The organism is uncultured Thiodictyon sp., from assembly GCA_903837595.1.
In the GTDB taxonomy this organism is placed as follows: domain Bacteria; phylum Pseudomonadota; class Gammaproteobacteria; order Chromatiales; family Chromatiaceae; genus Thiodictyon.
Genome location: CAILVI010000062.1, coordinates 1 through 12,129, shown reverse-complemented (window position 1 = coordinate 12,129; position 12,129 = coordinate 1). Strand labels below are relative to the sequence as shown.

General features: G+C 63.1%; 12 protein-coding genes and 1 pseudogene. 5 read left to right on the top strand and 8 right to left on the bottom strand.

Annotation, left to right across the window (positions count from 1 at the left end):
• Positions 1-572: 572 nt before the first annotated feature.
• Positions 573-1,838: a hypothetical protein gene (locus QZY44_RS03380; protein WP_295442248.1), complete on the top strand. Its 1,266-nt coding sequence runs from the start codon at positions 573-575 to the stop codon at positions 1,836-1,838.
• 225 nt (positions 1,839-2,063) lie between these two features.
• Here the strand turns inward: QZY44_RS03380 and QZY44_RS03375 are convergent, their stop codons facing one another.
• The 3 genes from QZY44_RS03375 to QZY44_RS03365 all read right to left on the bottom strand — a co-directional run bounded on the left by QZY44_RS03375 (position 2,064) and on the right by QZY44_RS03365 (position 5,089).
• Positions 2,064-3,632, bottom strand: coding sequence for a hypothetical protein (locus QZY44_RS03375; protein WP_295442245.1), 1,569 nt, complete (start codon positions 3,630-3,632; stop codon positions 2,064-2,066).
• 78 nt (positions 3,633-3,710) lie between these two features.
• On the bottom strand, positions 3,711-4,382 hold the full coding sequence (locus QZY44_RS03370) for a hypothetical protein (RefSeq protein WP_295442242.1): 672 nt from the start codon (positions 4,380-4,382) through the stop codon (positions 3,711-3,713).
• A gap of 29 nt (positions 4,383-4,411) precedes the next feature.
• A complete protein-coding gene (locus QZY44_RS03365; protein ID WP_295442240.1) occupies positions 4,412-5,089 on the bottom strand; it encodes a hypothetical protein in 678 nt (225 codons plus the stop codon).
• Between the two features lie 1,212 nt (positions 5,090-6,301).
• On the opposite strand from QZY44_RS03365, the gene QZY44_RS03360 reads away from it, so the two are divergent.
• Both QZY44_RS03360 and QZY44_RS03355 read left to right on the top strand, forming a co-directional pair.
• Positions 6,302-6,598: a hypothetical protein gene (locus QZY44_RS03360; RefSeq protein ID WP_295442237.1), complete on the top strand. Its 297-nt coding sequence runs from the start codon at positions 6,302-6,304 to the stop codon at positions 6,596-6,598.
• A 1,172-nt stretch (positions 6,599-7,770) separates the two neighbouring features.
• Positions 7,771-8,343 (top strand): Uma2 family endonuclease, encoded by a 573-nt coding sequence (locus tag QZY44_RS03355; protein WP_295442254.1) that lies wholly within the window; start codon positions 7,771-7,773, stop codon positions 8,341-8,343.
• A gap of 61 nt (positions 8,344-8,404) precedes the next feature.
• On the opposite strand, the gene QZY44_RS03350 is transcribed toward QZY44_RS03355, so the two are convergent.
• Positions 8,405-8,638, bottom strand: a complete 234-nt coding sequence (locus QZY44_RS03350; RefSeq protein ID WP_295442234.1) for a helix-turn-helix domain-containing protein — start codon at positions 8,636-8,638, stop codon at positions 8,405-8,407.
• A gap of 120 nt (positions 8,639-8,758) precedes the next feature.
• Between QZY44_RS03350 and QZY44_RS03345 the strand changes: the two genes are divergently transcribed.
• Positions 8,759-8,980 carry a BrnA antitoxin family protein gene (locus QZY44_RS03345; RefSeq protein ID WP_295442231.1) on the top strand — a complete coding sequence of 74 codons (222 nt, stop codon included), beginning with the start codon at positions 8,759-8,761 and terminating at the stop codon, positions 8,978-8,980.
• Positions 8,981-9,146: 166 nt separating this feature from the next.
• Here the strand turns inward: QZY44_RS03345 and QZY44_RS03340 are convergent, their stop codons facing one another.
• Genes QZY44_RS03340 through QZY44_RS03325 form a run of 4 tightly spaced genes read right to left on the bottom strand, consistent with a single transcriptional unit; the run spans position 9,147 to position 10,609 of the window.
• Positions 9,147-9,341 carry a hypothetical protein gene (locus QZY44_RS03340; RefSeq protein WP_295442228.1) on the bottom strand — a complete coding sequence of 65 codons (195 nt, stop codon included), beginning with the start codon at positions 9,339-9,341 and terminating at the stop codon, positions 9,147-9,149.
• Positions 9,334-9,531 (bottom strand): hypothetical protein, encoded by a 198-nt coding sequence (locus QZY44_RS03335; RefSeq protein ID WP_295442225.1) that lies wholly within the window; start codon positions 9,529-9,531, stop codon positions 9,334-9,336. Before QZY44_RS03335 ends, QZY44_RS03340 begins: the two co-directional genes overlap by 8 nt.
• The gene (locus QZY44_RS03330; protein ID WP_295442251.1) at positions 9,512-10,294 is read right to left on the bottom strand and encodes a DUF6399 domain-containing protein; all 783 of its coding nucleotides are present in this window, start codon (positions 10,292-10,294) and stop codon (positions 9,512-9,514) included. Before QZY44_RS03330 ends, QZY44_RS03335 begins: the two co-directional genes overlap by 20 nt.
• 54 nt (positions 10,295-10,348) lie before the next feature.
• Positions 10,349-10,609 (bottom strand): hypothetical protein, encoded by a 261-nt coding sequence (locus tag QZY44_RS03325; protein WP_295442222.1) that lies wholly within the window; start codon positions 10,607-10,609, stop codon positions 10,349-10,351.
• Positions 10,610-11,575: 966 nt separating this feature from the next.
• On the opposite strand from QZY44_RS03325, the pseudogene QZY44_RS03320 reads away from it, so the two are divergent.
• A pseudogene (locus QZY44_RS03320) lies at positions 11,576-12,129 on the top strand (hypothetical protein); the annotation flags it as partial.

Sequence of the window (12,129 nt, the reverse complement as noted above, 5' to 3'; positions counted from 1 at the left end):
CCCCAGTGCGGCCCGGCCCATCCACAAAACGCGACGCTGCGGCCGCTTGCGAGATCGCGCCGCACTGGGGTGCGGCGCTCCCAGTGGGCGGACTTCTGATCAACGCCCGCGTGACATCAGAAAAAAAGGCGGCGCCCAGAAGGGCGCCCGGCGTAAGAACCGAGAAATGACCCAAGTGCGATGACAGTCTGGCACGGTATCCGGTGCTGAGAAAGGCGGTATTTCTGCGGAGCAAATCCATGCGCTCCCGCTATGGAAATCGAAATTCCAGCTTGCTGCCTTGATGATTAGCCCGGCCACCGAGGCAGTAAGCGAGAACATCGCGACAAAAAAAGGCGCCCTGACGGACGCCTGATAATTCACCACACGAAGAGAGACAACTTTCACTTTCAGTCTCGCACGACATCACCCGCGGGAGAAGGTGAGATTTCTGCAAAGCTAATCCGGCTCTGCCGGCAATCGAGAGCGGCACAACAGATTGACCGCTCAAACGCGGACCGCAACCGAAACCCTGTCCACCCTCCTGCGCTACTATGTCCACGTTGACAGAGCCCCCGAGCAGAGACACCGTCATGCAGCCCTTTATCGATCTCGCAAAGACCATTGCCGTGGCCGCCATGGCAACGTCCGCACTGGTGGCGAGCGCAGGCCAAGCCGCCTATACCGAGAACTACATCAATCCGACACAAGGCTGGAAGATCATGCAGCCCGACTACAACAGCAACACCTGGCTGGATGCGATCTCGTTCGAGTGGGATTACTACATGATCCACTCAGACACCTTCAACGGCATCGTTGGCTACGTACTGGCAAACCCGCACCACAAGGCCGCATGGCTGGACTGGGCGCTGCTCCCGGGCGGGAATAACATCGGCATTGTCGGCGAACTGCCAGGCCGCAAGCCGATTGCCAACTACATCAATTTCGGCATCGACAACACATCGATCAACGGTTCGCTGCGCGCGATGCAGGCGACCGGCCCCAACGGGTCCTATGCCAATTACCAGGCGCTGCCGGACGGTGGCCCTGGTGGCGTACCGGCGATGCAGCTGAAAGGCCGCACCACCGACTTCGAATGGAGTTTCCTCGTCACCCAAGACCTTCAAGACCGCGACGTGCAGCGCCCGATCACTGGTGCCTTCACCACCGCCTACGGCAATGACGTAGGCGCGGTGTCCGGCGACGAACAGTGGAACGTCGACATGGGCTGGCCACGCACCAATGTCGTTGGCTGGGTGAAGGTACTGAAGACCGGTGAGTTGGTACAGGTGAACGGCAAGGGTTATCGCGAGGATTCATTCGGCCGCTACGCGCTTTCGCTGGACGGCTGGGATTTCGCGGTGTGGGGCGACACCGACCCGCACGGTGTGCTGGCGTCGTTCCAGACGTATCACAAGTCGAAGGACATGGATAACCTCGATGTCAGCTTCTACGACAACGGCCAATTGCAGTCGCTGCGCTTCGCGGCGAAAGACGGCGAACTTGGCTGGGACCATCCGAACTGGAAGTGGGACGGCGATGCGCGCAGCTGCGTACCCACCAACACGCGCATCCGCGGCAAGAAAGGCAATTATCGGATCGACGCGACAGTTGATATCGGGGACCGCCAGACGCCGATGCTGTCCGGCCAGACGATCGGCACCTCGATCTTCTTCATCCAGGAGCACTTCACCACCGTGACCGGCACCATCAAGCGGGCCGACGGTACCCTGGTTACTCCCTTCAACACCCGCGGCGGCGGCGAGTTCGCGCGTACCCGCGACATCGCACCCTGGTACCCAAACCTCTGGTGCAACCTGTGGGGCGAAACCAACCACCAATCGCCGATGCCGTTCTGATTTGAAGCCTATATCAAACCGGCCTTGGTCATCGTTGCGGCTAGACCGGCCGTTGCGGCAACCCGTCGCGGCCCGGGGGCCGCTCCTACCCACGTAGGAGCGGCCCCCAGGCCGCGACGGATGTTAGCGGGGTGGCCGGAATAACGATCAAGACCATAAACACAATCCAACGAGAAAAGGCCGCAGATAGCTGACGGTGCGACAGCTATCCGCCACCAGAGCGCATCACGTCGGGTCAACCACGCCGCTGGCGATCATCCTCAAGGCCGTCATGCTTGGCACAAAGAAGTAGTCTCCGCCGCGCGTCTCCACCAGGCGCGGAATTTTGGACAGAAAGTAGGGCGGCTGGTCACTGTTCGGGTCCACCTGGATCACGGCCTTGCTCGCAAACCGCTCATCGGCACTGTGGTTGCCCAGTAGAATCTCCTTGTCGTTACCGGCCTTGAAGTCGTTTCCGTAGTTGATCCACTGCTGCTGCACAAACTCGAACTGGCGGTTGATGTCGGCGTTCAACATCATGATGACGATACCGTGGTTACCGTCGTCGCGGCTGCGGTCCTTGACATCGCCGTAAGGCAGGCCACGGCGCAGCACGCGGCGCCGGTTGGTCAGCGCACCAGGGGTGTCGAACGCGCCCGTGCTGACCTTCAATGAGCCGGGTACATCATTCGGGTCGCGCGTGAACTCCAGTGACGCACGCGGATTGATGCGGCGCATATGCGCGCTGAACGGACACTTGGCGCCGCTCATGTCATCGTCGTAGGTGAAATTGCTCAGCAGCGCGTCCCGGCCCTGTTGATCGGCGGCGGCCAGCTGGGCATCGAACGCGTCCTTGCTGGCCTGGTCCGGCGCCTTCACCAGCGGTGCGCCGTTGTCGCGCCAGCGCCCCACAAACTTGGCCGCCAGCAATTCCTTGCCGCCGGGGAAGTGCTTGCCGTGCTCGTTCAGGTAGGCGTCGAAGGTGGCCACGTTTTCATGCAACTTGCGGTACACCATGTAGGTGCCGTTGCGCGCCAACAGGATGGGATTGGGCGCGGGGGGGTACTCCCCCGCCTCGTCAATATGGCCCAGCAGGAATTCACCGGTGGCTAGCGGCGCCCAGCTGCCGTCCGCCATTTGCTTGCCGCGCCCCAGTACAAACTGCGGGTCTGCCGTCAGCCCCTCCACCGCCGGGTCGCCAATCCCGTCGACGTAGCCAAAGTGTTCCTTGGCCGTAGGCAATCCGTTCTCCATGACCACCTTGACGTCCTGGTAGTCCATGACCGCGTTGTTGTCGCCCAGATGACCGCTGAGCAACACCACGCCGCCGTCGGATGCCTCGATCATCCCCTTCAGCCACGCATAGCTGTCTTCCAGCAAGCCCGGCGTGTGCGCGTTGAGCGAGATAAAGATGTGCACGTCTTTCTCGCGCGTCACGCGGTTTTCACGCCAGATCGGGTCCCAGGCCTGCGGCGAACTGGGGCCATCGTCACCCAGGATGTCCTTGCGGTTCTTCATTCCCGCGACGAACTCCGACGAGAAACCGATCAATGAGGCCGTGGGCAGTTCCAGGTCCTTCAAGCCTTGGTAGGTAAAGGCGATATTGACGGTCCAATCGGGCTGCGGAACCTGGTCCGGACCAGCACCCCACGTGACCGAGGTGGTCACTGACTTGGTCACGGCCCCGACAAAGGCGCGGCCTTTTTCGCCGTCGCTTACGTGCAGGAATACATAGCGCGCAACCGGGTAGCCGAAGCGTCCGTATGGCCGCAGCACATTGCCCTGAATATCCAGCAGATCCAGTTTCTTGGTCACGATCGTTTGCTCCAGATGGGTGGTTGGCCGAGACGCGATGCGGTGAGGCACCGTCCCGGCATGCCTGCCGCTGAGTGCCTAAAGCCGGTACTGGCCAGGCTCCCAGGTCGGGCCACTCAGGTTGGTCGGCGCCACGCGCGTGATGAAGGCGTGGTAGTTTGCCCGCAACACGGCCGCCTCCAGCCCCTGGTTCTCGACCGCGAACCTGGCGAATTCCTGTTTGAGATACAGCGCCTTCAATTGCTCCGGCAGCGGTTCGTCGTTGGCGCCGACAAAGAACAGCGTCGCCGGGAGTTGGCACTTCTTCATATAGCCAACAAAGCTGGCGGCATCGTTCACCTGATCGAAGCCATAGCAGTAACCCCACACTTGCTTGATCTGCCCGCTGATGGCGTTCCACATGCCGCGCAGGTAGCCATCCACGTCGCCCGCGGGGCCGCCATGAAAATTGCTGGAAAAGACCAGGTACCTTGACTTCAGGTGATCCTCTTTCGGCAGGATCCGGCGGCGCACCGCGTCCGGGACCACCGGCAGCAGGTCGGCAAACGTGTCCAGCACGCTGGCGCCGGGCAATGACTCGGTGTACACATCGTCCAGCACAAAGTACCGGCACAAATAGGTCTGTGGCACCTGCGTCATGGGGCTGTTGGGCAGCAGGTTCCAGCTTTGCAACAGGTCTCTGACCTTATCCGCATAGGCGATCTCCTCGCCGGTGACAATGCCGTTCTTGATGGGAGAGAGAATGGTCAAGGCATACGCTTTACCGCTGATATTGCCCATTATTGCTGCCCTCGCTTCAGTGGATTGGCCTGCAACTGGCTAGCGTGCCACCGCGTGCGTCTTTCCACCTGGTAGGCGGACATGCTGACGATGGGCGTGGGATACATGTCGCCCAGGTCGTGCTGCAAGCCGCGCAACAGCGTGTGGTAGCGCTTGAGAAACGTGGCGTCAGTTCCTTCGTGCGCCGTCTGGTCGAAGGCGATCAAGGCGTCTTTCACGGTCTTGGCACTCTTCACGTCGTTCGACGTAGCCAGCGGATAGCCGTTGTAGTAGTGCAGGGTTTCGATCTGGTTGTACTGGATATACTTGTGAAAAGGCGTGAGGGCCACCGATTTCGGGTAGCGGATATTCCATTTCCAGAACATGTCCAGACCGGAGGGAATGGCAAACGTGAATGAGTCCACGTACTGATCCCAACTGCCGTTGAAATTGCTGAAGAACAGCATGTAGGAGTAGCTCAACGCCTCCTTCGGCTGCTCCGGCGCCAGGTGCGGAAACTGATGCTTGCCGATGATGACCCAGCGCGCATAGTGAATCAGCGACAGCGTGATCAAGCCTTTCAAAGTGCTGGGCAGCTTGAGCGCCGTCCAGAAGATCACCTTGTTGACCCACGCCAGATGCGATCTGACGGGCGTGATCACATTCATGGCATAGGATTTGCCAGCTACGTTTGACATAGACATTCCCTCCCCTGCGTTAAAATCAGGCCAAACAATTCGGAATGGGAGCTCAGGTGGGTGCGGTACAGACCAGTAAGTTGAGTATTTTGATCAGAAATAGACCGGAATCTGGCGTTATCAAGGTAGGGGGTGGCCCGGAATACCAGTGAGTTTTTATCAGTTCTATCGCTGGGGAAACGCGATAGCGGGCGCAGCCAAAGCCTGCGACCCCGCCAACAGGGAGCGGGGCCATGCGTTGGTTGTCGGCGCGCTATCTTTAATGATCAGGGTGGCGATCGGTGCGCGGGAAGGCCTTAATCATCCTTCCGGTCACTGAGCCATACGGCGCAAAGCGCCGCGACTCTGGGGGCGCCGCACCCCAGTGCGGCCCGGCCTCGCAGCAAACCGCAACGCTGCGATGACTTGCGAGGGTTCGCCGCGACTTCGGTGCGGCGCTCCCAGGCGGTCTGAAGGCCAGCCTAAACGCCCCAGCGGCCAGAACGATGATCAGGGCCCGCGGGAACGATATACCGCCTATTTGCTTCGACGAGGTTGGTGCCGGGCGGCACGCTATTGGCGGGGTCCTACCGACTGGCAGGTTCGCTTTCTGCACAAGGCGTCATTCAAGCCATCAAGGGGGCGACAAGGTCTTAACGACGAATCACAGATAGTCGTGGCCCCGCACCAGGCGAGGCCGCTCAGGTCTTGAACGTCCGTGTTCATCTGTTCAGCGGGTTATACGCCCGATCCGCCCAGGGCGTAGGGAACCAGTGGGAGCAACATGACGCCAATGGCGAGCCACATCGCATGGTTGCTCCGGGTGCTGAGGTCTTGGTCGCTCATGATGTTCACCTTAATTTTGATAGGCCATATATAGTTACCGTGCAGCACACCGGGACGCCTGTTGTCCCGGGGGGGACGATCCACCGACGCCTTTGTGTGCCTACGGTTGTGAAGATACAGCGCATCGGGTCGAGCCTCCAATGGGCATTTCCGACTACTGTGATAGGTTTTCGTCTACCATCGCAGCCTCCGGGAACCTAGGTACTCACTCTTGGCAATTTATCAACCAGGAGGTCGCACGCCGGACCGGCTAAAGCCTCGACCCCCAGTGGCCGGAACGACGATCAAGACCCGACGGTTGGCATGTCCCTCGGCCGCCCCCAGTCTCGGAAATCCCGCCGGCAAACAGCCAAGATATCCTCATCGACATCCCTTCAGGAGCATCCAATGGGCACATCAGATACCGCGGCGATCCATCGGCGGGCGCGGCTCGGCGTTATCGCCGCGGCCTTGGTCGTCGGCTTTCCGCCCAGCACGATCGCGCAACCGCTACTCGGCCAGTCTCCGCTCTGCGAGGCGTCCGCGGCACTGATCCTGCCCTGTCCCGGCACGCGGGATACCTGTCTGGTCGTCGGGGACAATGAGGTGAGCGACAAGCTCTTTTGGTTCCCTATCCGCAACGCAACAAAGAGCCCTTTCAGCTTCGGCGGTTCGCATCTGGGGCATTGGGCCGCGACCCGGTGATCGCAACGACGCTCCTGCGAGACCTACCCACATCGTCGGAGGGGCTGGCAATCCATGGCAAACGGGCCTATGTGGTCATTGATGGCGCAGTAGGGGGCAAGCAATGTGAGACTTCGGCCGGCCTTGTAACCTTTGCCTTGCCGTAGACCGCACGTGGTCGAGTGTCAGGCGCGGGCCGCGACTCCAAGCCCCGACAGTATGGAGCAAAAGGGCGCGCCGGGTGAGGCCTGCCACAGTAGGTCTGAATGGCTCAGGAGGTTCCGCGGCGTGCAATCCAGCCAATGGCGGATAGCCCTGCGGCCCTCGATTGGCGGGGTCCTACCAATTGGCAATTTCGCATTCTGCGCAAGGCGGTATCCAAGCCAGCAAGGCCATCGACGGGGTCGTAACGACGAATCAAAAATGGTCGCGGCCCCGCACCAGGCGGGGCCGCTCAGGTCTTGAACGCCCGTGTTCATCGGTTCAGCGGTTTAGCCGCCCGATCCGCCCAGTGCGTAGGGCACCAGTGGGAGCAGCATGACGCCAATGGCGAGCCACATCGCATGGTTGCTCCGGGTGCTGAGGTCTTGGTCGCTCATGATGTTCACCTTGATTTTGATAGATCGTGTACAGTTACCGTGTAGCACACTTGGGCTCCTGTGGTACCCGGGGGGACGATCCAGCGGCGCCTTTGTGTGCCTACGCTTGCGAAGATACAGGGCGTCCCGTTGAGCCTCCAATGGGTCTTTCCGACTACTGCGATAGGTTTTCGACTACCATCGCAGCCTCCGGGAAGAAGTGTGAGGGAACGTGGGTGCCAGGATCAGGTCTTGCCTCTTGTCCCTCTACACTCCTGGAACGAAGGCGCAAGCAAGAGTAAGGACTTGACCCCATTCCCGCAGGGTTGAACGAGGACGCGTTCGACCAGGTCGTCTCAGCGTCCTGCGGCAGGACCGGCCCCGGTGAGGCCCGGGCAGGCGGACCGCCCTCTTGCGACTCGAACGCAGACGCACTAGTGTCAGGCACTCCGCGCCGGGAGCGCCGTTGGCCGCAGAGATGATCCAGGCCAAGACCGGCGACGATCGTCGCGTTAGCCGCGGATCGATGTCGGCCACCCGTCGGGGCGACCAGACGGCCGCGTTCTTGGGTGCTCCAGCGCCGCGCTTGTTCGATTGATGAGGGAAAACCAGACGATGCACGCTCGCCAGCAAACCCGCCCAAGCCTCTACGAGCAGCTTCAAGCCCTACCCGAAGGGCTAACCGGGGAAATCCTCAACGGCCAGCTCTATACCCAGCCGCGCCCAAGCGGCGCGCATGTGGTCACCTCTTCAGCCTTGGGTTATGAGCTGTTCGGCCCGTTTCAAAAGGGGCGTGGTGGCCCTGGAGGCTGGTGGATCATCGACGAGCCGGAATTGCACTTCATCCACGACACCGAGGTCGACGTTCCGGACCTCGCCGGCTGGCGCCGTAGCCGGTTGCCCCGGATTCCGCACGATCATCGCTTTACCGTTGTACCGGATTGGGTCTGTGAGATCCTGTCGCCGTCAACTGAAAGCAGGGATCGTCAGCTTAAGATGCCGATCTATGCCCAGTTCGGAGTCGCCTACGCCTGGTTGATCGATCCCCGAGCGCATACCCTGGAGGCCTACGCCCTGGGCGGCGGGGCATGGCGGGAGATTGGACGGTTCGCGGGCGGTGCGCTGGTGTCGCTGCCGCCCTTCGAGGCGGTGACAATCAGCCTGGATGACCTGTGGGCGCTGACATAACACGCGATCCTCCTGCCTGGCGATTGCCTGATGGTGCCGCGAGACCGCCACAGCCGAGCGATCAACTGGCCGCGGCATATGGCCGCAACACCTCGGGATGCTCCACCGCCAACCGGGCCACCAGCAGCGCACTGCCGGGGGGCGGGAAGCGCCCCTGCTCCCAGTCGCGCACGGTGCCGACCGGGGTTTGCAGCAGCCGGGCAAAGGCCGGTTGGGACAGGCCCAAGGCGGTACGGGCCGCGCGCAGGGCGAGTTGCTCCCGGGTATAGGTGCGCCCCCGGTCATCGGCGGCCATCTGCGCGAGCGACTCGCGCAGCCCGGAAATCCCCTCGCCGGCATCCGCTTCGATCGCCTGTGCGACCTACTCCAGTGGTGTCGTGCTGATGTGTCGCGCTCCGGAATGTCGGCGGGGCTGATGTTCGACTGGGGAGGGATTCCAGCGGTCCGTGCCGCCTTGGCGGCACGCAGCCGCGGGCCACAACGGGCGCCGACCAAGGTCCCGACCAAGATCCGCTTTGACGCTGATGCATTGGCCGCATTGAAAACCACCGGCCGCGGCTGGCAGACGCGCGCTAATGACGCCATGCGGGAATGGCTCAAAGAGCATTCGCCGCCCGACACCGGTACACATCGCTAAAGGCCCGTGCGCGGTACCGCCCCACCAAGGTGAATGTCACCGCCGTAGCCATGCCGAAATTCCGGCAACCTGTACGTTAAGAACCCGCCGCCCCAAGCGGCCTGGCGCAACGCACGGGACTGGCAAGGCCGAAGTCGGGGTTTGTCTCTCAGTCCAACCTGCGGACCTATCCCCCCGCTTCGGACCTCGGGCTTTCGGCCTTGTTCAGCAGGTACTTGGGCCCCGGATTGAAAACCGGCCGTGATGACTTGGCCTCTGTCTCACGGAGTGCGGCGGCAATTCGTCTGAGGTCGTGGCCGTAGGACGCGGCGTGTTCTTCGCGATGCTTGCGCACCTCTGAGACGATAGGGTCTTCAATCATTTGGGCTTTCCCCGAGTTCCTCTGGCGAACACAGCAGCGGGCAGACGTAACCGCAGGACTGAATGATGTTCACTATGAGCTGTTTGGTTTCCGCGTTGTTAATATGCTTGAAGCTCCAGGTCAGCAGAAAGTCCGCTCCCTGCGTGGCGGCGATGGCAATATGCAGTGCGTCATCTTCGGCCTTGATCATCGTTCCGGCCACCCCCGCTACGCCGCCACCGGCAGGAGCGCGGCAGTTTAGGCGGGCGGGGTCGTCGGCGCGCCGGTGTCGGCGGCAACGGCATCCGCTGGAGTACCTGCGCGAACAGCGTGGCGTGGGCCCGGCCGAAGAAGCGCTCAGCGGCAGTGGTCCCGTCGGCGCGGCGGAGGTGGAAGTTATGCACGGCGGTCAGTGCCTCGAGCTTGCGGTCGCTCAAGCGATGTCGGCCGTGGTGATGCAGGGACAGTTGGCCGTTGCGCCCCTCCACGCTGGAACTGCTGCGCTGGAATAGGTCCGCGCAGTCGCCGGCTACCTGTTCGAGTTGCGCGCGCTCGGGTGCCGGGAGCGCCTGGAGCGGATGATCGGGTTGGCGTAGCGGTTCGAGCAACTGCTGGCTGAGTGCGTGCAGTCGGTGGCGCGGTTCGGCGTGCGTGCTGCGGTTGGCGACCCGCTCCAGGTAGAGCGCCGGAATCAACTGCGTCAGCAGGGTCAACTCCAGGGCGGGCGGGAGATTCAGCGCCTCGACCTTGGCCTGCACGGTCACGAAGAAAAAGGTAATGGTGGTAAGGAACTGAACGGTCAGGCGCTGCGCCTTGGCCAGGCGCTCGCGCGCCCGTGTCGGCAGCTCGGCCGCGTCGGCGAGTTGTTGCAGTCGCGCCCACACCTCAGCAAAGCGTTGCGCGATGCGCTCCACGGGCTGCGCCCGTCCCTGCTCCAACTCATACGGGTGATAGAGAATCCCCAGTTCACGCACCAATTCGCGGGCCTCGGTCTGGCGCGCTTGGGCCTGTACCTGGTCGGCTTGGGCCTATACCACGACCGCGAGGGCCGCCTCAATCCGGGCCGCGAACGCTGGCGGGCGCCCGCGGGGACGTGGGGAGTGGGCGTCATAGGCGTGCTCGGCCGCCCGTTCAGCGTCGAGTTGCGCCTGGGCGGCCGCGACGGCGGCGCCCGCCTGTTTCACCTGACGGGCCAGGTGTAGGCTGGTCCCCTTGGACACCGGCTGTTGTCCATGCAACAGGTCCGGCGAATGATGGGCGCCGAAATCCGTCCCGATATGGCGGCGCAAGGCCGTGGCCTGTCGATGGCGACCTAAACCCGCCTATAGCTGGTGAATGACGCGGGTAATCGCCAACGAGGGTGGTGAAGAGCGGTCGGGTCGCTGGGAGGCATGGGGGGCTGGGAGCCGGGGGAAAGGGGGGTGGGTGTATGGCCGCGCGGCGGCGTGGCTGCGGCGCTGTGCCGGGTCCGTCCCCGGCGGAGCGTAGCGCAGCCGGGGACGGACCCGGCACAGCGCCGACGCGGCCCAGGCGCCGGGTCGCAGACGGCGAGGTGCGCGCGCACCAGCGGCACCACGCGTGGGCGGGTGTTCCTCACGCGGGAGGTGACAAGGGCCGCACGATGGTCTACAGAATCAGTGCCGTTGAGACAGGTACGGCACTGGTCGCGACCGCCACAGTCTTACCCAGTGCCGTACCCCGGACGTGCGTGGCACGTACCGTGGGTAAGTATCGCCCGCTGGTGGGCGACGATCCAGGCTTCATCGGCAGGAGTTGCCGATGCTGGACAGTGCCCGGTTGTTCAACTGCGCCCGCTGTGGTCGTCAGGTGGTGATCTGTCGCCACTGCGATCACGGCCATCGTTACTGCGGCCGCCGCTGCGCCCAAGCGGCGCGGCGGGCGTCGCGCGGCCGGGGCGCGTTATCAAGGCCGCCGCCGCGGGCGCATGAACCACGCCGAACGTCAGCGTCGCTACCGCACCCGACGGCGGAACGTGACGCATCAGGGTTCACTCGCCCCACCCCCCGGTGTTTCACTGCCCCCCGAATCGCGTGCCTCGGCACCGCCCCCTGCGCCTGCGCCAGCACCTGCCCCGGAGGGTCTGCGCTGCCAGTTCTGCGGGCGCGTGTGTTCGGCATTTGTCCGTCTGGGGTTCTTACACCAGCGCCGCGATGGGCCAGTGATGCAACGGCCACCCCGCGCGTGGGCGCAGCGCCCGTGAGCCCCGCGGGGATGGCCCGGACGCGGAGTCGACGGTGACCATCTCCAAAGAACTCGAAGCGAAGATCCTGCGCTACTTCCATGTGGAGAAGTGGCCGGTGGGGACCATTGCCCGACAGTTGGGCGTGCACCATGGCACCGTCGACCGGGTGCTGTCCCAGGCCGGGTTGCCGAAGCTGGAGCGACCCCATCGGGCCTCAATGCTCGATGCGTTTCTGCCCTTCGTGCGGGCGACCTTGGACCAGTACCCGACGTTGTGCGCCAGTCGGCTCTACGCCATGGTGCGCGAGCGCGGTTATCCGGGTGGTGCGGACCACTTTCGTCACCTGATGATGCACTACCGGCCACGCGCGCAACCCGAAGCCTATCTGCGGCTGAAGACCCTGCCGGGGGAGCAAGCGCAAGTCGACTGGGGTCACTTCGGGACCCTGACGATTGGCCGGGCGGTGCGCCCGCTGATGGCCTTCGTGATGGTGCTGAGTTGGTCGCGGCAGATCCGGTTGCGCTTCTTTCCCGATGCCCGCATGGCCAGTTTTCTGCGCGGCCATGAGGCGGCCTTCCAGGCCTGGGACGGGCTGCCGCGGGTGCT

Coding starts and splice junctions, on each gene's coding strand:
- QZY44_RS03380 (WP_295442248.1), top strand. CDS start 573: ATGCAGCCCTTTATCGATCTCGCAAAGACCATTGCCGTGGCCGCCATG.
- QZY44_RS03365 (WP_295442240.1), bottom strand. CDS start 5,089: ATGTCAAACGTAGCTGGCAAATCCTATGCCATGAATGTGATCACGCCC.
- QZY44_RS03360 (WP_295442237.1), top strand. CDS start 6,302: ATGGGCACATCAGATACCGCGGCGATCCATCGGCGGGCGCGGCTCGGC.
- QZY44_RS03355 (WP_295442254.1), top strand. CDS start 7,771: ATGCACGCTCGCCAGCAAACCCGCCCAAGCCTCTACGAGCAGCTTCAA.
- QZY44_RS03350 (WP_295442234.1), bottom strand. CDS start 8,638: ATGGCCGCCGATGACCGGGGGCGCACCTATACCCGGGAGCAACTCGCC.
- QZY44_RS03345 (WP_295442231.1), top strand. CDS start 8,759: ATGTTCGACTGGGGAGGGATTCCAGCGGTCCGTGCCGCCTTGGCGGCA.
- QZY44_RS03340 (WP_295442228.1), bottom strand. CDS start 9,341: ATGATTGAAGACCCTATCGTCTCAGAGGTGCGCAAGCATCGCGAAGAA.
- QZY44_RS03335 (WP_295442225.1), bottom strand. CDS start 9,531: ATGATCAAGGCCGAAGATGACGCACTGCATATTGCCATCGCCGCCACG.